This window comes from Pseudomonas sp. RIT-To-2 (assembly GCF_029623465.1).
GTDB lineage: Bacteria > Pseudomonadota > Gammaproteobacteria > Pseudomonadales > Pseudomonadaceae > Aquipseudomonas > Aquipseudomonas silvicola.
Map to the genome: position 1 here is coordinate 1 of NZ_JAPYKM010000027.1, position 26,169 is coordinate 26,169.

General features: G+C 64.8%; 14 protein-coding genes. 7 read left to right on the forward strand and 7 right to left on the reverse strand.

What is annotated here, in order from left to right; translation table 11 throughout:
* Positions 1-651 precede the first annotated feature (651 nt).
* The 3 genes from QBK88_RS21370 (at position 652) to QBK88_RS21380 (ending at position 2,843) form a co-directional block, all read left to right on the forward strand.
* Entirely contained in the window at positions 652-1,047 is a 396-nt protein-coding gene (locus QBK88_RS21370) for a cobalamin biosynthesis protein (RefSeq protein ID WP_277963607.1), read from the forward strand.
* A 69-nt stretch (positions 1,048-1,116) separates the two neighbouring features.
* Entirely contained in the window at positions 1,117-1,863 is a 747-nt protein-coding gene (gene cobM, locus QBK88_RS21375; protein WP_277963608.1) for a precorrin-4 C(11)-methyltransferase, read from the forward strand.
* A gap of 8 nt (positions 1,864-1,871) precedes the next feature.
* Positions 1,872-2,843, forward strand: a complete 972-nt coding sequence (locus tag QBK88_RS21380; protein ID WP_277963609.1) for a helix-turn-helix domain-containing protein — start codon at positions 1,872-1,874, stop codon at positions 2,841-2,843.
* An 83-nt stretch (positions 2,844-2,926) separates the two neighbouring features.
* Here QBK88_RS21380 and nfuA read toward each other — a convergent pair whose 3' ends face one another.
* The 3 genes from nfuA to QBK88_RS21395 all read right to left on the reverse strand — a co-directional run bounded on the left by nfuA (position 2,927) and on the right by QBK88_RS21395 (position 7,078).
* Entirely contained in the window at positions 2,927-3,511 is a 585-nt protein-coding gene (gene nfuA / locus QBK88_RS21385) for a Fe-S biogenesis protein NfuA (protein ID WP_268143594.1), read from the reverse strand.
* Positions 3,512-3,580: 69 nt separating this feature from the next.
* Complete coding sequence (locus QBK88_RS21390) at positions 3,581-4,603, reverse strand: acyltransferase family protein (protein WP_277963610.1); 1,023 nt, start codon at positions 4,601-4,603, stop codon at positions 3,581-3,583.
* A gap of 180 nt (positions 4,604-4,783) precedes the next feature.
* Positions 4,784-7,078: a fatty acid cis/trans isomerase gene (locus QBK88_RS21395; protein WP_277963611.1), complete on the reverse strand. Its 2,295-nt coding sequence runs from the start codon at positions 7,076-7,078 to the stop codon at positions 4,784-4,786.
* Positions 7,079-7,271: 193 nt separating this feature from the next.
* On the opposite strand from QBK88_RS21395, the gene metH reads away from it, so the two are divergent.
* From metH to QBK88_RS21415, 4 genes are all read left to right on the forward strand, one after another.
* Entirely contained in the window at positions 7,272-10,964 is a 3,693-nt protein-coding gene (metH, locus tag QBK88_RS21400) for a methionine synthase (RefSeq protein ID WP_277963612.1), read from the forward strand.
* 44 nt (positions 10,965-11,008) lie between these two features.
* Positions 11,009-11,218 (forward strand): DUF2970 domain-containing protein, encoded by a 210-nt coding sequence (locus tag QBK88_RS21405; protein WP_277963613.1) that lies wholly within the window; start codon positions 11,009-11,011, stop codon positions 11,216-11,218.
* A gap of 354 nt (positions 11,219-11,572) precedes the next feature.
* Positions 11,573-13,231: a nitrite/sulfite reductase gene (locus tag QBK88_RS21410; protein WP_277963614.1), complete on the forward strand. Its 1,659-nt coding sequence runs from the start codon at positions 11,573-11,575 to the stop codon at positions 13,229-13,231.
* Complete coding sequence (locus QBK88_RS21415; RefSeq protein ID WP_158155664.1) at positions 13,215-13,709, forward strand: DUF934 domain-containing protein; 495 nt, start codon at positions 13,215-13,217, stop codon at positions 13,707-13,709. The genes QBK88_RS21410 and QBK88_RS21415 overlap by 17 nt, the downstream gene beginning before the upstream one ends.
* A gap of 82 nt (positions 13,710-13,791) precedes the next feature.
* On the opposite strand, the gene QBK88_RS21420 is transcribed toward QBK88_RS21415, so the two are convergent.
* The 4 genes from QBK88_RS21420 to sohB form a co-directional block, all read right to left on the reverse strand.
* Positions 13,792-15,363: an NEL-type E3 ubiquitin ligase domain-containing protein gene (locus QBK88_RS21420; RefSeq protein ID WP_277963615.1), complete on the reverse strand. Its 1,572-nt coding sequence runs from the start codon at positions 15,361-15,363 to the stop codon at positions 13,792-13,794.
* Positions 15,339-18,518 carry a dermonecrotic toxin domain-containing protein gene (locus QBK88_RS21425; protein ID WP_277963616.1) on the reverse strand — a complete coding sequence of 1,060 codons (3,180 nt, stop codon included), beginning with the start codon at positions 18,516-18,518 and terminating at the stop codon, positions 15,339-15,341. The genes QBK88_RS21420 and QBK88_RS21425 overlap by 25 nt, the downstream gene beginning before the upstream one ends.
* Positions 18,519-18,584: 66 nt before the next feature.
* Positions 18,585-23,888, reverse strand: coding sequence for a dermonecrotic toxin domain-containing protein (locus QBK88_RS21430; protein ID WP_277963617.1), 5,304 nt, complete (start codon positions 23,886-23,888; stop codon positions 18,585-18,587).
* 117 nt (positions 23,889-24,005) lie between these two features.
* Positions 24,006-25,031 carry a protease SohB gene (sohB, locus tag QBK88_RS21435; RefSeq protein ID WP_277963618.1) on the reverse strand — a complete coding sequence of 342 codons (1,026 nt, stop codon included), beginning with the start codon at positions 25,029-25,031 and terminating at the stop codon, positions 24,006-24,008.
* Positions 25,032-26,169 lie beyond the last annotated feature (1,138 nt).

Consider the following 26,169-nt stretch of genomic DNA (forward strand, 5'->3'; position numbering starts at 1 on the left):
GGCGGCGCTCGATCTCAAGAAGACACAACACCATCGCCTGGCACTTGGAGGCCCTGATGCAATCCCCAGCGAGGAATATCGAAGAACCCCCGATCTGCCCGTCTTGCAACCGGGTCGGGGGCCGAAAGGTGCATGCCTTGATTCTTCCGCGCCCTTGAGATCGAGCGCCGCCCGCGCGGCGCGTTCGCGAGCAAGCTCTGCTCCAACGTTTGTTTCGGGCCAGTTATGCCAGTGGCATCACCTGGTCCGCTTTGTTGGTTCACTGCAGCTCTGTGCTGGAGCCAACAAGGCGGTCGCGGTGATCTCACAGGCAAAACTGGCCCGAAACAGATGTGGGAGCGAGGGGGGCGCCGAGCCCTTGCTCGCGAAGCGCCGCGCGGGCGGCGCTCGATCTCAAGAACGCCACAGCATCATCGCCTGGCACTTGGAGGCCCTGATGCAATCCCCGGCGAGACATATCGACGAATCCCCGATGGCCCGTCTTGCAACCGGGTCGGGGCCGAAAGGTGCATGCCTTGATTCTTCTGGCGCCCTTGAGATCGAGCGCCGCCCGCGCGGCGCTCGATCTTGAGAACGCAAAAAACCCAAGACATGCACCTCAAAAACACCCCACAATCATCAAGCAACCCAAGCCGAACCCCAGGACCCAGCATGCCCTCCCTTTTCGCCGGCCTCGGCTGCCAACGCAATTGCCCCGCCAGCGCCCTGGCTGACCTGCTCGACACCACCCTCGCCCATCACGGCCTGACCCGCGCCGACCTGGCCGGCATCGGCAGCATCGACCTCAAGGCCGACGAGCCCGGCCTACTGCAACTGGCCAGCGAACTGGGACTGAAGCTGGTGGTGTTCAGCGCGGCGCAATTGGCGGCCTTCGAGGGCCAACTGACCCATCGCTCTGCCCTGGCGTTCGCCCACACTGGCTGCCACGGGGTGGCTGAAAGCACTGCGCTGGCCATGGCGGGCAGGGGCGCCACGCTGCGGGTCACGCGACAAAAAAATGCCCAGGCGACCCTGGCATTGGCGCAGCCGGGCACAAATCCCGGATAATCGAGCTTTATAAAGCGTGAGCCACATGAATTTCATTCACGCCGTGACCGTTTCACTCAGGATTTCCCCATGACCGTCTACTTCATCGGCGCCGGCCCCGGCGACCCGGAACTGATCACCGTCAAGGGCCAGCGGCTGATTCGCCAGTGCCCGGTGATCATCTACGCCGGCTCCCTGGTGCCCACCGCCGTGCTCGAAGGCCACCGCGCCGAGCAGGTGGTGAACAGCGCCGAGCTGCACCTGGAACAGATCATCGAACTCCTCGCCGCCGCCGACGCGCGAGGCCAGGACGTAGCGCGCGTTCACTCGGGCGACCCCAGCCTGTATGGCGCCATCGGCGAGCAGATCCGCTGCCTGCGCGAGCGCGGCATTGCCTTCGAGATCATCCCCGGGGTGACCGCCACGGCCGCCTGCGCGGCGCTGCTGGGCGCGGAGCTGACCTTGCCGGGGGTGTCGCAAACCGTGATTCTGACCCGTTATGCCGACAAATCGCCGATGCCTGAGGGCGAAGCCCTGCACGACCTGGCGCGGCATGGGTCGACCATGGCGATTCACCTGGGCGTACAGCATTTGGCGAGGATTGTCGGCGAACTGTTGCCGCATTATGGAGAGGATTGCCCGATCGCGGTGATTCACAAGGCCAGTTGGCCGGATCAGGATTGGGTGGTAGGCACCTTGGCGGACATCGAAACCCAAGTGGCCGCCAAGGGGTTTCGGCGCACGGCGCTGATTCTGGTGGGCCGCGTGCTGGACACCGATTGCTTTGGCGAGTCGGCACTGTACCGCGCCGGGCACGCACACCTGTACCGGCAGTGACACGAACCATGCGCCACATCGCCTGCCTGCTCTACCCCGGGGTCATGAGCCTGGACGTCACCGGCCCCCTGCAGGTGTTCGCCTCGGCGAACGAAGAGCGGGCGCGCCTGGGCCTGCCATCCGCCTACACCTTGCACCTGCTGGCCGAAAGCACCGGCCCGGTGGTGACCTCGGCCGGTTTTGCCCTGCACGCCGAACACGCCTTTCACGCCACCGACCCAAGCACCATTGACACGTTGCTGGTGCCCGGTGGCCAAGGTGAACAAGCCCAGTTCGACAATCAACCGCTGCTGCAGTGGCTGCGCGACGCCGAACCCCGCGTGCGCCGTCTGGGCTCCATCTGCTCCGGCGCGTTGATCCTGGCCCATGCCGGGCTGCTCGACGGCTACACGGCCACCACCCATTGGGCCGATGTCGAAGCGCTGCGGGCCTTTCCCCGCATTCAGGTACAGGGCGAACGGCTGCACACCTACCAACCGAGTGCCCCGCACCTGTTCACCTCGGCCGGGGTCACCGCCGGTATCGATCTGGCCCTGGCGCTGCTGGAAGACGACCTGGGGCGCACCGTGGCCCTGGCGGTAGCGCGCCGGTTGGTGATGTTCCTCAAGCGCCCCGGCGACCAGGCGCAGTTCAGCCCGCACCTGGCGCCCGAGGCCAGCCGGGCGCCGCGCCTGGCGGCCCTGCTGGAATGGATACCCGCGCACCTGGGCGACGACCTGTCGCTGGAAGCGCTGGCCGAACAGGCGTGCATGGCGCCGCGCACGCTGTACCGCGTGTTCACAGCGGAACTGGGCACCACCCCAGCGCGGTACGTGGAACAAGTACGGCTCGCGTCGGCCCGCGCCCTGCTGCACGGTGGCCAGGCCTCGGTGCAGAGCGTGGCGCGGTTGTGCGGGTTTGGGCACCCGGAGAGTTTGCGGCGCAGCTTTCAGAAGACCCTGGGTATCAGCCCGCAACATTACGCCGAGCGGTTTGGTTGAACGTGCCGTCACGCACGACATTACCTTCGGCATAAAAAAACGGCGCTCACGGGGCGCCGTTTTTCGGGCTCGCAGGTTACGCCTTAGTAGTAGGCGTTTTCTTTCTGCGAATGGTCGGTCACGTCGCGCACGCCCTTGAGCTCGGGGATACGCTCGAGCAAAGTGCGCTCGATGCCTTCCTTCAGGGTTACGTCAGCCTGGCCGCAGCCCTGGCAACCGCCACCGAACTGCAGCACGGCGACGCCGTCTTCCACCACCTCGATCAGGGTTACCTGACCGCCATGGCTGGCCAGCCCAGGGTTGATCTCGGTCTGCAGATAGTAGTTGATGCGCTCGTTGACCGGGCTGTCTTCATTGACCATCGGCACTTTGGCGTTCGGCGCCTTGATGGTCAGCTGGCCACCCATGCGGTCGGTGGCGTAGTCGACCACCGCGTCTTCCAGGAACGGCACGCTGACCGCATCCAGGTAAGCGGTGAAGCTTTTCAGGCCGATGGCGCTGTCTTCCGGCTTCTCCTCGCCTGGCTTGCAATAGGCAATGCAGGTTTCAGCGTAGGTAGTGCCAGGCTGGGTGATGAAAATTCGAATGCCGATACCCGGGGTGTTCTGCTTTTCCAGCAGATCAGCCAGGTAATCGTGTGCCGCGTCGGTAATCGTTATGGCGCTCATGTAAGTTCCTCACAGACTTGACTGCAGTTTACGCCAAACCAGGCGCGGCACAAAGTCCCAGTATTTTTGTCAGGTTATGGACCGGTCTGGCATGGGGGCCAGGCGCGCCTCGGCCCACGCCTTCATGCGCCGGTACAGGCGAGTTTCGATCCAGATGTAGCTGGCCCACGACATCAAGGCGATGACCGGCACGCAGATGGCGAACACCAGGTAAGGGTTGATGTTCAGCCGCTCGCTGGCGAACCAGCCGGTGTAAAGCACCAGCACGTGAATCAGGTACACCGAGTAGGAGCAGTCGCCCAGGGTCTTGAGCACGCGATTGCCCTTGAACCACGGCTCCATGGCCACGCAGGACACCACGATGATGGCGCTGGGTACGCCCCAGTTGAGCAAGCGGTCACTGGCAGGCAGGTTGTAGATGGCCACCAGCGAGACGGCGATCAGCATCAGTGGCATCCACAGCCCCTGGGCGACCCAGCCGCGGCGGTAGGCCCAGCCGATGGCGATGCCCAGCAGGAACTCGTAAATGATGTTGTTGGCGTAGAAACGGCTCAGTACCCCATAAGTGCTGACCATCTCGCACACCGCGAACAGCGCGGCGGCCACGACCACCGGGCGCAGGCGCCGGGGTACCACGAACACCAGCGAGAACATCAAGTAGAAGAACATCTCGTAGTTCAGCGTCCAGCCCACGTTCAACGTGGGGTACAGGCCATAGCCGCCGGGGTTTTCCGAAGGGATGAACAGCAGGGACAGAATAAAGTGCGGCAGATCCACCACCTGGTGGGGCATTTGCTGCCCGAGGGCGACGATCATCAGGCCCATGAGCAAGGTATAGAACCAGTAGGCCGGCACGATGCGGATCGCCCGGTTGAGCAGAAAGCGCCCGGCAGGCATATCTTTGTCCTGGGTGGACAGGTAGATCACCAGGCCGCTGATGACGAAGAAAATGTCGACGCCGACAGCCCCACGATCAACGAAGAATTGACCGATCGGCCCGCTGGCATGGAAGTCGAAAAAGATTTGCATGAAGTGATGGCAGACAACCGTCCAGGCTGCCAGGGCCCGGAGGGCTTGAAGCGAAATCAGCATGTTTACCGCCTTTTTTGTCACCGGACTGTGCGCCCTTTCGGTGCACGCTCACTAGGTCCGACTACAAAAAAGGGGCAAAGGTCAGCCTGATTGACCAGCGGTGCCCTCCCAGCGCTTGGTCCCAGCCCCACGTTGAACCCTGTGGGACCGGGCGAAGCTCGGGAAACGGGCAACACCGTTCTACAGGTTCTCGTACCGATTCATGTCCAGCACCCCCGCCTCCTGGGGCTCGGTTTCCTGAATGTAGGTGCTCAGGTCATGGAAGAAATCCCAGAACTGCGGGTTGGTGCGGCGCACGCCCCAGCGCTCGACGATCTTGTCAAAGCTGGCCTGGTCCCGGGACTGTTCCAGGGAGTCGACAAAGGCCGGCACCTGGTCGGCCGGTACGTTGAACATGAAGTTGGGGTAGCTGCTGAGCACACCGGGCCACAGGGTCAGGCTGTCCAGCCCCGGTACGTAGCGGTAGGCCTCGCCCAGCAGGAACGCCACGTTGGTGTGCGCGCGGTTGCGCAGCAGGCTGTAGACCATGCGCCCGCTCTTGCCGGGTATGCGCAGCATGGTGGCCTCTGGCAAGCGGTCGATGACCTTCAGCCCTGCGGCCGGGCGCGACACCAGGCGGCTCAGGGACTGCTCGACGTTCTTGAACTCCTCACTGATGCCGGTGCGCGAACAATAGGCGCCCGTGCAGCGGTTGATCGGGTCGGGGCTGGCGTTGAGGGTGCCGGCGCGCTGAATCAGCTTGAGGCCGAAATCCCGCTTGGGGTCATGCTCATTGAGCTGCATGCCGCTGGGCGTGCTGGTGTCGATTTTCTGGTAGTCCAGCCACATCTTCACCTTGCCGCTGTTCTGGTACCAGCTGTCGAGAAGCTTGCCGCGCTTGTCCGCCGGCATCAGGCGCAGGAAATTGATCTCGGCGCCGTTGCGGATCAGGTCGAAGTACAAGCGCGTCTGCGCCTGGTGCGCCACGTTACCGTACACGTCGAAGTTCACCGCCAGCTGGTAATAGGTGCGCTCCAGCAGCGGGTAGTCGAACAGCCACATCGTGGTCGGTACGTCGCCGATCAGACCTTTGTTCACCGAGGCGCTGTCGAAGTGACGGAAGATGGTCAGCAGCGCGTTGTCGTTGCCGGCCCACAGGGTGGCCCAGCTCGGCGGCGGCATGTCGGCGTAGGCGTCACGCCGCAGGTCTTCGTAGGCATTGCGCTTGTCACGGTAGGCCAGCCACAGCGACAGGATGCTGCCGACGTTGTCGTCCTGGCCTGGCATCTCCAGCAGCGGCGTGGCCTTGGCCCGGTACGCGGCGTCGGTCACGTAGCGGTCGCGGGCCGGCTCCTGGAACAGCGCCCAGAAATGGTCGCGGATCACGTCGGTGGCGATCTGCCCGCGGCACACCGGCCCGCGGATAAAGGTGCGCACGAAATACTCGGCGTTATCCAGCATGAACTGGTAACGGGCCACTGCCGGGATTGCCTGGAAGGTCTCGAACGGGTTGGCACGGTGGCGCGGCCCGTAGCCGGGCAGCGCCGTGGCGTGCCAGTCACCGCTGTAGAACAGTTGCTTGACCCGCGCCAGCTTGGCCGGCCCCATGGGGTAGGTGATGTGGGTCTTGTGCACGATCACGCCCTGCACCGCCATCAGGCGGTAATAGAACACCGAGCCTGGGTCATCGTCGGGGCGGCGGGTGGCGATCAGGTCGATGGGCTGGCCACTGGGCGTGCGCGAACGCACCCACTGGAAGAAGTGGCCCGGCTCACCGCCGGTGAAATAGATGTGCGCCAGGAACAGATGCTCGTACAGCCAGCGGGCCACCAGCGCCTCCGTGGAACCCGGCCGGTTGAGCAGTGCCTCCCACTCGGCGATCTGCGCCGCTTCCTTGGGGCTGGCCTGGATCGCTTGCTGGTCCACCGGGGCGCCCGCGGCGATCCAGCGCTTGACCGTGGCATACTGGGCGTCCGTCAGGCCCGTCACGGCCAGCGGCATGCCTTCATGCACATGGGCGGCGGCATAGGCGTCGAATTCCCCGGGCATTGGGCACATATTGGTGCGGTTCAGGCCCAGCACGATGTTGTCGGGCAGCTTGCTGTTGGGCGGCAACGGGTTGTCGTGGCCCAGCTCCAGCATGCGCGCCATCAGCGCCGCCTGACTGCCCTGGGCGTCGAGCACCGAGTAGAAGCCCTTGCGGCGCCAGGCCTCGGGGCCGCTGGCGTCGTAGAAAATGCGCGTGGGGGTGACGGCGGTACTGCGGTCCCCCTGGTACACCGGCACCTTGCTGGCCCCGCGGGTCGCGCCCTCGGCGCTGCCCAGGTTGAGCTGACAGGCGGCATCGTTGCAGGCATGGCAGGCGACGCATTTTTCGGTGAGGATCGGCTGTATGTCACGGGTATAGGAAATCGCCGGGCTGGCGGCGGGGTCCTGCGCGTGGGCAGTCAGGCTAGCAAGCAGAATGACTGCGGCGGCAAGGAAGCGATGCACCATGTGGCGGGGTCCTGATTGTGAAGTTGGATCTGGCAACTCGGTAACTGTGGGACCGATTCTACCTTTGGAGGAGCCCCTCAAACATGAATGAAATTCATGCAAAAGACAGAAGCGTTTAAAAGCGCGCAGGTTTGGTATTATTTCGCATCTTTTGTTTCGCTTCTTTTTGTCTTTTGTCCCGACAGGTAGCCCAATGTCTGACCGCAGCGCTCGTCTCCAAGCACTTCAGCAAGCCCTCAAAGAGCGCATCCTGATTCTCGATGGCGGCATGGGTACTATGATCCAAAGCTACCGCCTGGAGGAATCCGACTATCGTGGCACGCGCTTCGCCGACTGGCCGAGCGACGTCAAGGGCAACAACGACCTGCTGCTGCTCAGCCGCCCGGACATCATCGCCGCCATCGAGAAAGCCTACCTGGACGCTGGCGCCGACATTCTGGAAACCAACACCTTCAACGCCACCCAGGTGTCCCAGGCCGACTACGGCATGGAGTCGCTGGTGTACGAGCTGAACGTGGAAGGTGCCCGGGTGGCGCGTCAGGTGGCCGACGCCAAGACCCTGGAAACCCCGGACAAGCCGCGCTTCGTCGCCGGCGTGCTGGGCCCTACCAGCCGTACGTGCTCCATTTCCCCGGACGTCAACGACCCGGGCTACCGCAACGTCACCTTCGACGAACTGGTGGAAAACTACACCGAGGCCACCGAAGGCCTGATCGAGGGCGGCGCCGACCTGATCCTGATCGAAACCATTTTCGACACCCTCAACGCCAAGGCGGCGATCTTCGCCGTGCAGGGCGTGTTCGAGAAAATCGGCTTCGAACTGCCGATCATGATCTCCGGCACCATCACCGACGCCTCCGGCCGCACCCTGTCGGGCCAGACCACCGAGGCCTTCTGGAACTCGGTAGCCCACGCCAAGCCCATTTCCGTGGGCCTGAACTGCGCCCTGGGCGCCAAGGACCTGCGCCCCTACCTGGAAGAGCTCGCGACCAAGGCCGGCACCCACGTGTCCGCCCACCCCAATGCCGGCCTGCCCAATGCGTTCGGTGAATACGACGAGACCCCGGCCGAAATGGCTGTGGTGGTCGAGGAGTTCGCCGCCAGTGGCTTCCTGAACATCATCGGCGGTTGCTGCGGCACCACCCCAGGCCACATCCAGGCCATCGCCGAGGCTGTGGCCAAGTACCCGCCGCGGGCCATTCCAGACATTCCCAAGGCCTGCCGCCTGTCGGGCCTGGAGCCGTTCACCATCGACCGCAGCTCGCTGTTCGTCAACGTCGGCGAACGCACCAACATCACCGGCTCCGCCAAGTTCGCCCGCCTGATCCGCGAAGAGAACTACACCGAAGCGCTGGAAGTGGCCCTGCAACAGGTCGAAGCCGGCGCCCAGGTGATCGACATCAACATGGACGAGGGCATGCTGGACTCGAAGAAGGCCATGGTCACCTTCCTCAACCTGATCGCCGGCGAGCCGGACATCTCCCGCGTGCCGATCATGATCGACTCCTCCAAGTGGGAAGTGATCGAAGCCGGCCTCAAGTGCATCCAGGGCAAGGGCATCGTCAACTCCATCAGCATGAAGGAAGGCGTCGATGCATTCATTCACCACGCCAAACTGTGCAAGCGCTACGGCGCCGCCGTGGTGGTGATGGCCTTCGACGAAGCCGGCCAGGCCGACACCGAGGCGCGCAAGAAGGAAATCTGCAAGCGCAGCTACGACATTCTGGTGAACGTGGTGGGTTTCCCGCCGGAAGACATCATCTTCGACCCGAACATCTTCGCCGTGGCCACCGGTATCGAGGAACACAACAACTACGCGGTCGATTTCATCAATGCCTGCGCCTTCATTCGTGACGAATTGCCCTATGCCCTGAGCAGCGGTGGCGTGTCCAACGTGTCGTTCTCGTTTCGCGGCAACAACCCGGTGCGCGAAGCCATTCACTCGGTGTTCCTGCTGTACGCCATCCGCAATGGCCTGACCATGGGTATCGTCAACGCCGGCCAGCTGGAGATCTACGACCAGATCCCGCAAGAGCTGCGCGACGCCGTGGAAGACGTGGTGCTCAACCGTACCCCCGAAGGCACCGATGCGCTGCTGGCCATCGCCGACAAGTACAAGGGCGACGGCAGCGTCAAGGAAGCCGAGACCGAAGAATGGCGCAGCTGGGCGGTGAACAAGCGCCTGGAACATGCGCTGGTCAAGGGCATCACCACCCACATCGTCGAAGACACCGAAGAATCGCGCCAGTCGTTCAAGCGCCCTATCGAGGTAATCGAAGGCCCGCTGATGTCTGGCATGAACATCGTTGGCGACCTGTTCGGCTCGGGCAAGATGTTCCTGCCGCAAGTGGTAAAGTCGGCGCGGGTGATGAAACAGGCCGTGGCGCACCTGATCCCCTTCATCGAAGAGGAAAAGGGCGACAAGCCGGAAGCCAAGGGCAAGATCCTGATGGCCACGGTCAAGGGCGATGTGCACGACATTGGCAAGAACATCGTCGGCGTGGTCCTGGGTTGCAACGGTTATGACATCGTCGACCTGGGCGTGATGGTGCCGGCGGAAAAAATCCTGCAGGTGGCCAAGGAGGAACGGTGCGACATCATCGGCCTGTCCGGGCTGATCACCCCGTCGCTGGACGAAATGGTCCACGTGGCCCGCGAGATGCAGCGCCAGGGCTTCCACCTGCCGCTGATGATCGGCGGCGCCACCACCTCCAAGGCCCACACGGCGGTGAAGATCGAGCCCAAGTACAGCAACGACGCCGTGGTGTACGTCACCGATGCCTCGCGTGCCGTGGGTGTGGCCACCCAGTTGCTGTCCAAGGAACTCAAGCCCGGCTTCGTCGAGCGCACCCGCCAGGACTACGTGGAAGTACGCGAGCGCACCGCCAACCGCAGTGCCCGTACCGAGCGCCTGACCTATGAGCAGTCGATCGCGGCGAAGGCGACATTCGACTGGGCCGGTTACCAGCCCGTGAAGCCGACCTTTACCGGTGCCAAGGTACTGGACGACATCGATCTGAACGTGCTGGCCGAGTACATCGACTGGACACCGTTCTTCATTTCCTGGGACCTGGCCGGCAAATTCCCGCGCATTCTCACCGACGAAGTGGTGGGTGAAGCCGCCACGGCGCTGTACGAGGACGCCAAGGAAATGCTGCGCAAGCTGATCGATGAAAAGCTGATCAGCGCACGCGCGGTATTCGGTTTCTGGCCTGCCAACCAGGTGGACCACGACGACATCGAAGTGTATGCCGACGACGGTCGCCCGCTGGCACGCCTGCACCACCTGCGCCAGCAGACCATCAAGCCCGACGGCAAGCCGAACTTCAGCCTGGCCGACTTCGTCGCGCCCAAGGACAGCGGCGTGACCGACTACGTGGGCGGTTTCATCACCACGGCCGGCATCGGCGCCGAGGAAGTGGCCAAGGCGTACCAGGACAAGGGCGACGACTACAACTCGATCATGGTCAAGGCCCTGGCCGACCGCCTGGCCGAGGCCTGCGCCGAATGGCTGCACCAGCAGGTGCGCAAAGAGCATTGGGGCTACGACCCCGAAGAGGTGCTGGACAACGAAGCGCTGATCAAGGAGCAGTACAAGGGTATCCGCCCTGCCCCGGGTTACCCGGCGTGCCCTGACCACACCGAGAAAGGCACCCTGTTCGAACTGCTGGACCACAACGGCCAGAGCGGCGTGACCCTGACCGAGCACTTCGCCATGTTCCCGGCCGCGGCCGTGAGCGGCTGGTACTTCGCCCACCCACAGGCGCAGTATTTCGCCGTGGGCAAGGTGGACAAGGACCAGGTGCAGTCCTACAGCAAGCGCAAGCGGCAGGACCTGACCGTGAGCGAGCGCTGGCTGGCGCCAAACCTGGGCTACGACGCGTAACCCCTGTGGAACGGGGCTACACTGTCGGGCAAGGAGTCGCCACCATGCCCACGACCAAGCCCCCTACCCTCTGGCAAATGCTGCACAGCATCATTGCAGCTGCCTTCGGCGTGCAAAGCCAGAAAAACCGCGAACGCGACTTTACCCACGGCAAACCAGCGCATTTCATTGCGCTGGGCATTGTGTGCACGGTGGTGTTCGCACTGGGGCTGTTTGCAGTGGTCAAGCTGGTGGTACACCTGGCCGGGGTGTGAGCCCCTACTGGTGGCTGACCCAGAACACGGCGGCGGACACCACCAGGATAATGAGGAACAGAATCGCCCAGGCATCGACGCTGCTGTCAGGTTTGCGGCTTTTCACGGGGTTGCTCATGGTGCGGTCGCCTCTTTATGATTTTTATCAGGACGCCTTCGCAGTTAAGTTCAGCCTTGCCCTCACGGCAAGTAAGGATTTGAGACTAAAGTACTAACGTTAGTACTTTTGGATCTTTCCTTATATTCAAACATCACTTTTGCGCATAACCCGAAACTGGTATCTTTCGTCGGCTCCGCTGGGAGTGCGCGGCCGTGCGCGCGAAATGCTGTAAGCAGCCTGAGAACAGGACACCTATGTACGTTTACGACGAGTACGATCAACGGATCATCGAGGACCGCGTCAAGCAGTTCCGTGACCAGACCCGACGCTACCTGGCCGGGGAGCTCAGCGAAGAAGAGTTCCGCCCGCTGCGCCTGCAGAATGGCCTCTACATCCAACGCTTCGCGCCCATGCTGCGGGTGGCCGTGCCTTACGGCCAACTGACGTCGCGCCAGACGCGCATGATGGCCAAGATCGCCCGCGACTACGACAAGGGTTATGCCCACATCAGTACTCGCCAGAACGTGCAGTTCAACTGGCCAGCGGTCGAAGATATTCCTGACATCCTGGCCGAACTGGCCACGGTGCAGATGCACGCCATCCAGACCAGCGGCAACTGCCTGCGCAACGTGACCACCGACCAGTTCGCCGGTGTTGCTGCCGATGAAGTGATCGACCCGCGCCCCTGGTGCGAAATCGTGCGTCAGTGGACCACCTTCCACCCCGAGTTCGCCTACCTGCCGCGCAAGTTCAAGATCGCCGTGAACGGTGCCAGCACCGACCGCGCCGCCATCGAAGTGCATGACATCGGCCTGGAGCCGGTGCACAACGCTGCTGGTGAGCTGGGCTTCCGCGTGCTGGTGGGTGGCGGCCTGGGCCGTACCCCGGTGGTGGGCTCGTTCATCAACGAATTCCTGCCGTGGCAAGACCTGCTCAGCTACCTGGACGCCATCCTGCGGGTGTACAACCGCTATGGCCGTCGGGACAACAAGTACAAGGCGCGCATCAAGATCCTGGTCAAGGCCCTCACCCCTGAGGTGTTCGCCCAGAAGGTCGATGCCGAGATGGAACACCTGCGCGGCGGCAGCACCACGCTGACCGAAGCCGAGCTGCACCGCGTGGCCAAGCACTTCGTCGACCCGGACTACAAGGCCCTGGCGGACTTCAGCGCCGAGCTGAGCGCCCTGGACGCCGAGCACCCGGGCTTCGCCCGCTGGCGCACACGCAATACCCTGGCCCACAAGAAGCCGGGCTATGTGGCCGTGACCCTGTCGCTCAAGCCCACGGGCGTGGCGCCAGGCGACCTGACCGACAAGCAGCTGGACGCCGTCGCCGACCTGGCCGACCGCTACAGCTTCGGCCAGCTGCGTACGTCCCACGAGCAGAACATCATCCTGGCCGACGTCGAGCAGAGCCGCTTGCACGCCCTGTGGCTGGAACTGCGCGAGGGCGGCTTCGCTACCCCGAACATCGGCCTGTTGACCGACATCATCTGCTGCCCCGGCGGTGATTTCTGCTCCCTGGCCAACGCCAAGTCGATCCCGATCGCCGAATCCATCCAGCGCCGCTTCGACGACCTGGACTACCTGTTCGACATCGGCGAACTGGACCTGAACATTTCCGGCTGCATGAACGCCTGCGGTCACCACCACGTGGGCCACATCGGTATTCTGGGCGTGGACAAGAAAGGCGAGGAGTTCTACCAGGTGTCCCTGGGTGGCAGCGCCAGCCGCGACGCCAGCCTGGGCAAGATCCTGGGCCCCTCGTTCGCCCAGGAAGCCATGCCTGACGTGATCAGCAAGCTGATCGACGTGTACGTGGAAAAACGCACTGAAGATGAACGTTTCATCGACACCTACCAGCGTATTGGTATCGAGCCCTTCAAGGAGCGCGTCTATGCAGCGAATCATTAAGAACAACGCAGTGGTCGACGAAACCTGGCACCTGCTGCCCAAGGACGCGACCCTGGACGGCATCAGCAACTGCGACGACCTGATCGTGCCGCTGGCCCTGTGGCGCGAGCACGGCCACGCCCTGCAAGCCCGCGATGGCGGCCTGGGCGTGTGGCTGGACAGCGACGAGGAAGCCGAGGAAATCGGTGCCGACGTGGACAAGTTCCAGGTCATCGCCTTGAACTTCCCGGCCTTCACCGACGGGCGCAACTATTCCAATGCGCGCCTGCTGCGTGACCGCTACCAGTTCAAAGGCGAGCTGCGCGCCATTGGCGATGTGCTGCGCGACCAGTTGTTCTACCTGCACCGCTGCGGTTTCGATGCCTTCGCCCTGCGCGCTGACAAAGACCCGTACGAGGCCCTTGAAAGCCTCAAGGACTTCTCGGTGACCTACCAGGCCGCCACCGACGAACCGCTGCCGCTGTTCCGTCGCCGCTGAAAACAGCGCTGCCCTCGCCTTGCGGGCGAGGGCAGCGTGATCCGTGGCAGCCACAGTCCTGTTCCGGGGCTGGCCGTTGCTGTTACAGGGTTTGCTGCGTCATGGTGCGCACCAGGGCGTCGACTGCCGCGCGTTCGGCGGTGCTCAGGCGCTGGCGCGCCGCTTCCTGATCTGCTTCGCTCAAGTGCATGTCCGGCATGACCGGCTGATCGCCGGCGGGCGGCTGGTCGGCGATCACCGCCCATACATCCGCTGCCAATGGCTGGATCTCAGGCTGTGGCCGGCCCAGTTCGAACAAGTAGTCCTGCCCGCTGCTCCAGTGCTCGCGCACCTGCTCGAAGGGCAACGGTGAGCGCCGGCTCAGCAAATCGCGCCAGGCGGGTTGATGCACCAGCCAGTCCAGCAACCGCTCGGGGGTGGCCTGCTGCTCGACCCAGATGGCCACGCGGTCGATCATCTGCGCGGACGCGAGCTCACCGTACAGCAGCGGCTGAGGCTGAAGTGGCAAGCCCAGGCGCGTGGCCAGTGAGCGGCGCAGCAGCAGACGCATTTCCGCTTCGTCGGGCAACGCCGCCAAGTCAAGGTCGACCAGGTCGTCCAGCGCATCCAGCGCGGGCGCCGCGGCTGACCGTTCAGGGGTCAACTCGGCGATTTCATGGGCGTAGGCTGCGCGCAAGTGGGCCTCGGGAAACAGCGCCGTGCGCCGCTGAGCGCGCAGGCGCATGATGGCCATGGCGCGCTCGTCGAGCAGTTCGCCGCGAAGCACACCACGGGCCATATCGACCACCGGCTGCAATGCCCCCGGGCCTTCGACCACGGCCATGCTGGCGCGGTAGAACAGCACGCGGGTTTCCCAGCGGTTGAACACCAGTTCCAGGCCATCACCGCAGGTATTGAGTGCATCATCGGCCAGGGCGAACAGGTCGTCACGCAGGTGGCTCAGGCCCGCCTCGATATCCGCCGCCACGGGCACACTGATGGCGCGCAGCAGTTCATGTATACGTTGTCGCATGGCCGCACGGGCGCGCGCAGTGGCGGGTGAAGTAGCCAGCCGGTCCAGGGCTTGCAGGAAGTCCTGGGCCTGGGGCAAGGCGTCGAGCTCATCCACCGTATGGCGCAGCGGCTCGTCCAGCCCTGGGCGCCAGGTGGCTCCCTGCAGGGGCAATGCACCGCCTACCAGCGGCGGCGCCAGGTGCGGCTCGATATCGGCTTCCAACAGGCGCTGCAAGGCGGTGTTGTCCAGGTTGCCCTGCTCTATGTCCAGCGGCTGCATGCCTGGGTCGCGCGGCCCGCGGAAAAACCTCAGGTGTGCCAGCGGCGGCAGCTCCACCAAGGGGTTGTCCAGCATCGACACCCATTGCAGGCGCAAGGGCACCCGGTTCATCAACACGGACAGGCCATCGGGCCAATGCGCCAGCTCACAGCCCTCCAGGTCCAGCTCACGCAAGGCCGGAAAGCCGGCGAGGGTGGCATCCGGCGCCAGGGTGTTGGCCCCCAGGCGAAGGGCTTGCAGGCGCGGCAACCGCCCCAGTGCCAGCAACCCTTGCCGCCCCAGGTGCGAGTCATTGTCACGCAGGCTGAGAAACCGCAGGTTCGCCAGCCGCGCCACCTGGACGATATGGGCAGGCGTCAGTTCCTGGGCGAAATTGTCCATGTGCAACTGACGCAAGCTGCCCAGGGCCCCAAGGCAGGCATCGCGGTAGCGGGCAGCGTCATCGGGTTGTCGTTGAGGGACAGATATTGCAAGTGTTGCAGGCCCGCCAGGGGCGCGAACAATGCCTCGTGCGGTTGCAAGGCATTGTGGTCCAGATGCAGCCTGCTCAGCCAGGGCATGCGCGCGACAGCGGCGGGCACGGTGGGCAACTGGTTCGCGGTGAGGTCCAGGGCACGCAAGTGAGTGAAGGCCTCCAGAAACGGCGACGGGTCCGCGTGCAAACCCACGTTGTCGAGGATCAGCAGGTCGATATGGCTGAAATCCGCCTCCAGCGCCGGCAAGTCGCCCATGTCCAGGTCACTGAGATCCAGCATGTAACCCAGGCCCTCCCATTCTTCACCCCAGGCTCGTCCCGTGTCGCGCTGCCAGGCGCGGCGGATCATGTCGGCGGCCGTCACCCGTGCCTGCAAACGCTCCCCGGCCCCGTCATCGGCCACGTCCACCAGGGCCTGGCGCCAGTGCTCCAGGGCGGCATTCAGGCGGCCGAATTCGGCTTCCAGTTGCAGCAGGCCCAGCTCGGTGTTGTCACCCAGCCCTACCTCGATTTCCTGCAGGTGGACCAGGTCCAGCGTGGGGTACAGGCGCTGCAGGCGGCTGCGCAGGCGGCTACCACCGAGCAGCGAGCCGCGGCCGCTCAAGGCGTAACCCCACAGGCCGCCCGCCTGGCGCGCGGGCGGACGCAGCCAGGGCAGCACGCGCACCTGGCCAATGGCCTGCGCCGCGAACGTGCGGTCGGCCGCCAGGTGCTCGAACACTTTCTGCCGCAGATGGATGGCATCCGGGCATTCCAGCGCCACGCGCTGTGCCTCTGACAGTTGCCGCCATAGCCACTGGGCAACCTCCCCTTGGCCTGCTGCCTCGCCAGGCGACAGGTGGATTTCGGCTGGCCAACCGGGCAACCGCGCAGCGCCGGCCATCAACAGCCGGTCAGCGGCACGGCTGTGGCCTGCGGGCCGCCATAGCGCCAGCAGCGCCTGGCTCAACCGCGCCTCGCGCTGGGCCAGGTGCCCCTGCTCGGCCAACCGCAGCGGCACCCGGCCGGCCGCCAACACCTGACGTTCGCCGCGTCGCGCGCCACCGGCGATGGCGTCGGCGGCCGCCGCGGACAACCCGCTGAACTGCTGTACCAGGCGCTTTGCACCGAGGCTGGCTGGCGTGGCCACCGGCGCCAGCGCCAGGTACTCCAGGCCCGCCTGAGCTTCCACAGGCAGGGGCTGGCTATCCAGATGCAAACGCACCAGGCGCTCACGGCTCAAGCCGCTGGCACGGCGCACGGCCTCCAGTACCGGGGCATCGACAGCCTCCAGTGCCGGGCCGAAGCGGCGCATCAGTTGCTCGGTGGTCCACTGCGCGGGGTTTTCGTGAGTGGCACGCCAGCCGCCCTGGCCGTTGTGCTGGATGGCCACCTTCCAGTCGGCATCGCTTTGAGGCGGGCGTACCCAGTCACGCCCCTGGTCCGCGGCATGCAGGTACCACCGCCCATCGATGCAGATGTATGCCTGGCCTTCATGGAGGTACTGCCCCGATGCATCCATTGGGGTTTGCCCGGGCGGCTCGTCGCTGACCGCCAGCGCTTCCAGGTCCAGGGCGACCAGACGCTGATTGCCGTCTGGCGATACCACTGGCAGCATGCCGTCGACGAACGCCGGCGCCTGCCCCAGCCGCTCCGCGCCCGCGGTGACAGCGATGAAGCCGAGGTTGAACGCAACGTCGGCAAAATGCCCCAGGGCTTCGGCCCGCTGGCCATGGGTCCAGTCATCCACGCCCTGGTAGGTTTCACGCAGCAACTGCACGGCACCGACTGCGGCCATCACCAGGCCCAGGCCCGGAACGAACAGTGCCCCCAGGGTGGCCAGGTTCATGCCGGTGGCTTGCAGGCGCGCTATCAGCGCGGCATGGGCCTGGCGGTCCTGCTCGGCGCTAGGGACCACCCAGGTGCGGGCATCGCCCAGGGCTTTTTCCAGCCATTGCCGACGCAGCTGCGCCGCCACGGGCCCAGTACTGGCGGCCCAGCGCAGGCCCAGGTCGGCCGTGGCATCTACACGGCGCTCGCCCCCGAACCAGCCAGCCGGCTGCAAGGTGTCGAGCAGGCGGCGGGCGAACTCGGCCTGCTGCCCCTGCCCCACCCGCCCCTGCAGGCGCGCACTGGCCTGGGTATCGAGCAGCGCCAGTCGCCACCCCTCGCACAGGGCCTGCCAATCGGGGTATTCGCGCAGTGCCAACGGCCCGTCACCGGGGGTATAGACCAGGCAACGCGCCGGTTCCTCGCCAGCCTGGCGCATCAGCACGGTCGGCTGCACCGCGAAACCGTCATGGTGGCGGGTAACCAGCACCCGCAGGCTGCCCCACTGCACAGCCCGCCCCTGCCAGGTCGCGCCCGGCGTGCCCAGCAGGCATTGCAACGCATCATCGCCCAGCCACCCACGCAAATGGGCTTCCCGGGCGCGGACCTGCAGTTCGGCCTGCAGATGCTGTTCGAACACCCGCACTCGCCAGGCCTGCGCATCATCACCTTCATTGGCTAGCGCGGGGCCGACTGTCTCGACCAGGTGCTGCTGATAACGCGCGCCCAGATCCAGCTCGCGGCACAGGCGGGCGAAAGCCCGGGGCTCGATACCCAGCCGGTCGGCCTCGAGAAAGGCAGGGTGTCGGTGTTCGTTGTAGCGGCCCTGGGGCAGAATCACGGAACCGGGACCGAATGCCGTCACCTCCAACTGGTCGGGGGCGAAGTTGGCCATGGCGGCCTGCAACAGGTTGTGCCGGGTGACCCGGGTGCGCTGGCGGTCCGTGAGGTTGGGCAGCCCAGGCTCATGGTGCAACCACACCAGCTCGCTGTCGCGCACGGCGACGGTGCGGTTGAACTGCTGGGCCAGCGCGTTGACCAGTTGGTCCTCGGCGAAGGTATCAGGCGTCTGCACCCGGACCAGCAACGCCTGCACGGTGGCACTGCTGCGCAGGCTGACGGCCGCCCAGTGCCAGTAGTCCTGGCGCAGGGCCTGAGGCGCGTCGCGCAGCCAGGCGGGGATGTTGGCGGCCAACAGGCCGTCGTGGCGCGTCCCCACGAAAGTGGAGGCGCCGTTCGAAGTGGTGGACATGGTGTGCTCCTGCACTAGAAGGCGCCCGCATGGCCGGCGGGCGCCAGGGTAAGGGTGGCGGGCCGATCAGTTCGGCAGCAACGGCGTGGTCAACTCCAGCACCAGCGCTGCCTGGCGCAGCACGAAGCGTTCGCCAAGCCAGATCATCAGCCGCGAGCGCTCGCCTTCCGTCAGGCTCACCGGCTGAATCACGCCGTCCACCACCGTCAGGCGCCCGGGTAATTGCAGTTGCAGTTCGTCGACCAGGCCAGATGGCGGCGTGCCGGTGCGCGAGGCTGGCAGCTCACCCAGGCCCTCGATGCACTCCAAAGCGTCCGCCCGCCAGGTAAGCAGCGCGTCGAAACGCTCGGCGTTGATTTTCTCCAGGTAACGGGTCCAGTAACGCTGGCGCACCAGCCACTGCTTCAACCCGGGCCTGCCCTTGGTGCGTTCCAGTGCCTTGACGTCCCGCTCCGCCGCGGCCACCACGCGTTCGCTGACGTAGGCCTCGTAGATCATGCCGCCGTACTGCTCCGGCAGGTTCAGGCGGGCGCCCAATGACATCTTCAGCTTGAGCATGATTTCCGCGCGGTCGGGCACATGGCTGCGCAAGTCGCCATCGCCGAGGTCGTCACCGGGGTACAGCGGTGGCGCGGTTTCACCTTCCACCAGCAATAACTGGCGACGGGCCGAGCGGGACATGTAGATGTCATTGGCCACCGATTCCAGCAGCGACTGACGGTACAGATTGCGGGACACCTCCAACAGGCCCCACGGCAACTGCTCGCCTCGGGATGCCGCGGTTGCCGCTGCCTTCCACACCGTGACCAGTGTCTTGCAGCGCTGCAGCAGCAACGCGATGCCATCGCCGCACGTAGTGGCGGCGTCTTCACCCAACTGAAACAGTTGGGCACGCAGTTCCACCAACCCCAGTGACGCGTCCTCAGCCGTCGGCGCGACCAGCACCTTGAGCACGTCCCACATATCGCGCAGCGCGGCATCGCCCCGCACACGGAACTCCTGGGTCTCGATCAAGCGGCGCATCACATAGAACAGATGATTGGCCTCCGGGTCGCGCTCCAGCGTGCGAATGCTCGACAACAGCGGTTCCGGGCAGCCCTGCAACCAGCGGTCCTGATGGCGCTCGCCGGCCAGCAGGCCGTCTTCGTCGACCACCAGCCCCGCGCCGTTGGGCCCCGGGTTCAGGCGGGCGGCGGCCAAGCGCTCATGAGCCTGGTCTGACAACGGGTTGTTGGCAATGGAGAACGAATAGTCTTCATCCAGCTCACCGCCGTCTTCCAGGCGGTACTGCTCGGCAAAGTGGCTGCCGGCAAGCTCAGGCACCTCGACGATGGCATTGTTCGCCAGGTCCAGGGCCTGCAAGCGTGCGCCGGGGTCGAACATCAGCTCGGTAAGGCCGACGGGCCATTGGCTGATACCGGTGTTGCGCAGGTTCAGCAATTGCAGGCGCAGCATGCCAGTGACCCGTGGCGCCAGCTCCAGAGGGTTGTAACGCAGGTCCAGCTCCCGCAGCCCGTTTACCCACACCAGGGCTTCGACGCTCTCGGCCGTCAGGGTGATCTGGTTATTGCCCAGGCGCAGGTAGGTCAGGCGCCGCAGGCTGGCGAGGCGGCGAAAGCCGTGGGTGTCCAGGCGTACCGCATTGTTCTCTACCGCCAGCTCACGCAGGTCGCCGCAACTGGCCAATATTTCCAGCGACCGTGCGTCCAGGGTCAGGCTGTTGCCCTGCAGCAACAACTGCTGCAAACGAGATGCGCCGCGCAGGGCCTCCAGGCCGCCGCTGGCTTCACTGATGCGGTTGTGTTCCAGGTCCAGGAACGTCAGCTCCCGCGCCTGGCCGAGCGTCGTGGGCACGCGGGTCAGACGGTTACCGGACAACCGGACCGACCGCACGTTGCTGAACTGCCTGAGGAACAGTTCAAGTGCCGCGGCTTCGGCGTCAGAGGTGATGCTCATGTCGTTGAGCAGCAGCGTCTGCACATGCTCGAAATTGGCCACTACTACCGGCAGTTCCCCCACCTCCATGCCGCGCAGGTCCAGGGTCAGCGCTGGCACGAAGTTGAGCGGGGACGGATGCCAGCTTTCACGGCGCCACACTTCACGGATCCGCTCGGCCACCTGGCGACGGCTCTGCTCAGGCACCCCGATGGCTTGCCCCTGCTCGTTCACACGGCTGGAAGCCTGACGTGTCCAGTCAGCCAACGAGCGATCCAGCACACGGTACTCCTGTTCCATTTGCATCGCGTGGGTTTCCAGGTTCTTGCCTTGCGCACGCCACTCGGCCTTGAGGGTCGCCCAGTCCAACTCGCTCAGGCCGGGGTACAGCGCCCGCAAGCGCTCAAGGGGTGTACTCGAACCGCGGCCACTGCCCTGGTATTCGATATGTTCAACCCGAACCGTGCGCGGCTTCATCCACGCCACCTCCACCACTTGACCAAGGGTTCGGCTGGCACGCTCACGGTCTTCCCCCACAACCTGGGTGAGCTGCGCCAACAGCGTATCGCTGTCACTGACCTTCAGGCCCAGCGCTTCGCGCTCACTGTCGGGCAGGGCACGCAGGATGGCGGCGAACAGGCCTTGCTCGTTACCCAGCTCCTGACCCGCTTCGTCCATGGCCTGGTACCGCTGGCCGCGCCGCAGGATGTATTTGCGCTCTGCATCGGTGCCATCACCGGCGCTTACCAGCAACTCGCCATGGGTAGTGCCCTCGCGCAGCTCAAGGCGCACCTTGCCCGTCCACCCCTTGAGCCATGACATACCGCGCACGCCCAGGCGGGCCGTGTCAGTGCTGAGCAACTGCGGCCGATAGAAGCCATCGATGGCACGCCCCAGGCGCGCCTCGCGAATGGCCAGGCGCGCGGCCTCGGCCATCACCACCGGCGGCTGGCGGGTGGCTGTGAGCACACCGCGCTCGGCATCAGTGGCCTGCCCGACGATGCCTCGGGCCAGGCTGGCGTTGAGTTCGGGAAACGCCTCCAGCAGCGCCTGGGCACCCTCGTCGGGCTCAGGCTGGCGGGCCTGGTCCATGCTGCCGAAGATGGCGGCACGCTCGCGCCGGGCCTCATCGGCCAGCCGCTGGCCAAGGACGTCGGTCCGCGCCTGGGCACTGCTGGCGACCGTGCTGCCGAACAACTGTTCCTGCCGTGTAGTGCTCAACTGCGCCACGACCCGCTCGGCCAGCCGTCCCGCTTCCAGTTCCTGACGGGTGATGGTCACGGTTTCGGTGGTTTGCCCCGCCACCGCCTCGTACAGGGTGCCAGGCAGCGCTTCTGCGGTCAGGCGCACCCCCACCTCCACCGGCCAGCCGGTCAGCTTCACCAACAACAGTGCCGGATAGCTGTTTGCGGACGGAATCGGTACATGTTCACGGATGCCTTCTATCAGGGCCTCGACCTGCTCATCCACCTGAAACCGCCGCAGGCTCTCGCCCAGCAGCGCAGGCGGCTGGCGGTCATTGACCAGGCAATCACGCACTTGCTCCTCCGGCGTCCCGCTGGCCAGGCGAGCCTGTTCCAATGCCAGATCGTCCAACCCTTCAGCCAACGGCCCCAGGCGGCGCAGCAACCGCGGTCCTTTCCAGTTCAGCGCCGACTCGTGCTCATGGCGCCATGCCCCGGCGCCATTGTCGCGAAGCGGCGGGCGATAGCGCGTCTTGTCGACGGGGTGGACGGCCTCCCAATGGCCGCTGACCGGGTCGCGCACCTGCTCATACACCCGCCCCTCGATACGCACATAGGTCCGCCCGGCGACTTCATACTGGCCAAGGTCATTGGGCCGCGCGTCGATCGGCAGTGCCACCGGACTTTCATAGGGCTTGATGTCCGGGTACCAGAGCCGGGGCCTGGCGCCGTCCTTCACGACCACCATGTCCCGGACGAATACCGACCGTTGCAGCACATGGGCGGCGCCCGCGGTGGCCGCCACCGCGGCAAGATTCTCGGCCACCCCGATGAAATGCGCCACCGCTTCCGTGCGCTGGTGGTGCCGCCATTCGGAAACGCCAATACACACTTCATCGATGAGCTGCACAGCCCCTGCCACTGCCATCAACTCGCCGACCCCCGGCACGAAAAACGACGCCAGGGTCAGCGCGTTCATTTCCATCCCCAGGTAATAGGCCAGTCGGGCATCGCGTTCCTCGCGGTTCTTGATGGCCGTGGGCACTACCGCCATGCGCGCATCGATGGATACCTTGGACAGCATGTGCTGGTGCAGCATGCGCAGCAGCGAGGTGTCGTGGGGGGTCAGTTTCAGGTCCAGGTTGGCATTCGGGTCGGGCAGGCGCATACCGCCAAAGAGCGGTTCAGGCCGGAGCACGTCATCAAGGCGTTTCAGGAACGGCACTTGGTCGCGGCGTAACACGAACCGGCGGAAATAGGTCTGGTAGCCACTGTCGCGCAACCTGGCGCGCAGCGCGGTGGCGAAAGCGTCGACGCTGGCGTACTGCTGGAACACATGGTCCGGTTCACCCGGCCTGTAGACCACGCAGGCGCCCGTGTCAGCGCAGCGAATCACGGCCATGCCCAGCAACGAGTAAGGCAGGCGGCCCAGCGCATCGAGCAGGGTCACCTGACAAAAGCTGAGCGGTTTGCCCTTCCAGCGGGCCTTTTCCGGTTCAGGACCGCTCACGGCCAACAGCATCTGATAAGCGTCGTCGTCCACGCCGCCCTTCATGCGAGCAATGTGCGCCTGCACGTTCAACTCGTCCCGCAGGGAAAACAGCAGGTCGGCGGTCACCCCGTCGGCCTCGTTATCGACACCCTGGGTGCTGTGCATGCGCGGGTTGAGCGTGCGGACAACGTGCTCTTCGTAGCGCGCCCCAAGGTCCAGGGAACGGCAGAGCGCGGCAAAGCCCTCAGCACTGATACCCACCACCTTGGAGGGGTGGTAACGGTAGGTGCGCTTGTAGTTGTCATCGAGGTCAAACCGATGCTCGCCCACGGGCAGGATCACGGCGTAGCCCGGTGATGGCTCCATGCGCTGGGCTTCATGGGGCTCGAAGTTGACCAGCGCCGCTTCCAGCAAGGTCTGCTGGGTTGCGTGCAGCTCGCCGGTCACCACCCCGCCATCCAGGCGGATACCACTGGTGTAGGTCGTGCGCACCAGCACATGCTGGTCGACATCGACCCGCACGTCCGGGTAAAGCCGGGTCAGTTCGGCCTGAAGCAAAGGCCGGGCGAAATCGAGGGGGGATTGCAACTGGGCCAGCCGCGCCTGGGCGGCCAGCATTGAGTACAGGCTGGTGCCTGCACTGGCCAGATAGGCCTTGCGCAGTGCCGAAGAAGCACCCGTCAGCCAGGCGGGCAGTGTTTCCTTGATCAGGTCATGGTGAGCAAGGGGGGTAGGTGCGGCAATAGGTTCTGCAGACATGGGGATGATTTTCCTGAGGCTTGTGAAGGACCTCAGGAAACCATTCCGCGCGTGGGGCAAGGCGGTATCTATTGCTGGGGGAAGGGATACCTGGCAGGCCAGGCACCCGAGCGCGCTTTACCAGAAGCGCTGTTGCGACAGTTTGGTCCAAACGCGCGAAGCCAGGTGCTCGACGCCCCCGGCGGCGGCCATGCCGACCCGTTCCTGCAGGCTCTTGCGCTCGGCATAGTGCAGGTGAAACACCTCGGCATGGGCGGCGCGCTCGGCCAGGTATTCGTCGCTGGTCTTCAGTTCGTCGACCAGCTGGTTCTCCAGCGCGGCAATACCCAGCCACACCTCACCGGTGGCCACCTGGTCGATCGCCAGTTGCGGGCGATAGCGGGCAACGAAGTTCTTGAACAACTGGTGGGTCACGTCCAGGTCTTCCTGGAACTTCTCGCGGCCCTTCTCGGTGTTCTCGCCGAAGACGGTCAAGGTGCGTTTGTACTCGCCGGCGGTCAGGACTTCGAAGTCGATGTCATGCTTTTTCAGCAGCTTGTTGACGTTGGGCAACTGCGCCACCACGCCAATGGAACCGAGCACGGCGAACGGTGCGCTGATGATCTTCTCACCGATGCAGGCCATCATGTAGCCGCCGCTGGCGGCCACTTTGTCGATGCACACGGTCAAGGGCACGCCGGCCTGGCGGATGCGCGCCAGTTGCGAGCTGGCCAGGCCATAGCTGTGCACCATGCCGCCGCCGCTTTCCAGGCGCAGCACCACTTCGTCCTTGGCCGTGGCCAGGGTCAGCAGCGCGGTGATCTCATGGCGCAGGCTCTCGGTGGCCGAGGCCTTGATGTCGCCATCGAAGTCCAGCACGAACACCCGCGGTTTGGTCTCGGCTTTCTTTTTGGCCTTTTTCTTCTCGGCCTTGGCTTCCTGCTTGCGCAGGGCCTTGAGCTGGTCCTTGTCCAGCAGCGCCGACTCCAGACGCTCGCGCAGGCCCTTGTAGAAATCGTTCAGCTTGCTGACCTGCAACTGTCCGGCAGCCTTGCGGCGGCCCTTGCCACGCTGGGCGGCGATGGCGGTCAACACCACGATGATCGCCAGCACCAGGGTGACGGTCTTGGCGAGAAAACTCGCGTACTCGGAGAGAAACTCCACGGGGGGTACCTCAAAGGCTTCAAAGCCTCATTCTACGGGGAGTATCTGGCGGGTGTCTAACGGTTGGGTGGCGCAGGTAATCTGACAGACATTCGCGAAGCGCCGCGCGGGCGGCGCACGGTCTCAAGGGCGCCGGATATCTCCAGCCATGCACCTGGCGGCCCTGACCCAATCCCCAGCCAAACCAACAAGGCGGTCCAGGCAATGGCACAGACATAACTGGCCCGAAACAGACGTGGGACCGGGCTTGCCCGGGAAGCGCCGCGCGGGCGGCGCACGATCTCAAGGGCGCCGAAAAAACCAAGGCATGCACATGGAGGCCCTGACCCAATCCCCAGCCAAATCAACAAGGCGGTCCAGGCAATGGCACAGACATAACTGGCCCGAAACAGATGTAGGAGCGGGGGGGGCGCCGAGCCCTTGCTCGCGAAGCGCCGCGCGGGCGGCGCACGGTCTCAAGGGCGCCGGAAAAACCAAGGCATGCACCTGGCGGCCCTGACCCAATCCCCAGCCAAACCAACAAGGCGGACCAGGCAATCCCCCAGACATAACTGGCCCGAAACAGATGTAGGAGCGGGCTTGCTCGCGAAGCGCCGCGCGGGCGGCGCACGGTCTCAAGGGCGCCGAAAAAACCAAGGCATGCACATGGAGGCCCTGACCCAATCCCCAGCCAAACCAACAAGGCGGTCCAGACAATGGCACAGACATAACTGGCCCGAAACAGATGTAGGAGCAGAGCTTGCTCGCGAAGCGCCGCGCGGGCGGCGCACGGTCTCAAGGGCGCTACAACACCATCGACTAGCGCTTGGTGGCCATGATGAGATCTCCAGCGGGGCCCTAAGAGCCTGTCATGAAATCGCATCATGGCCTCTAGGTGCATGCCTTGGTTTCTCCAGCGCCCTTGAGATCGTGCGCCGCCCGCGCGGCGCTTCGCGAGCAAGCTCTGCTCCTACATCTGTTTCGGGCCAGTTATGTCTGTGCCATTGCCTGGACCGCCTTGTTTTTCCGGCTTGAGACCGTATCAGGGCCTCCAGGTGCATGGCTTGGGTTTCTCCGGCGCCCTTGAGATCGTGCGCCGCCCGCGCGGCGCTTCGCGAGCAAGCTCTGCTCCTACATCTGTTTCGGGCCAGTTATGTCT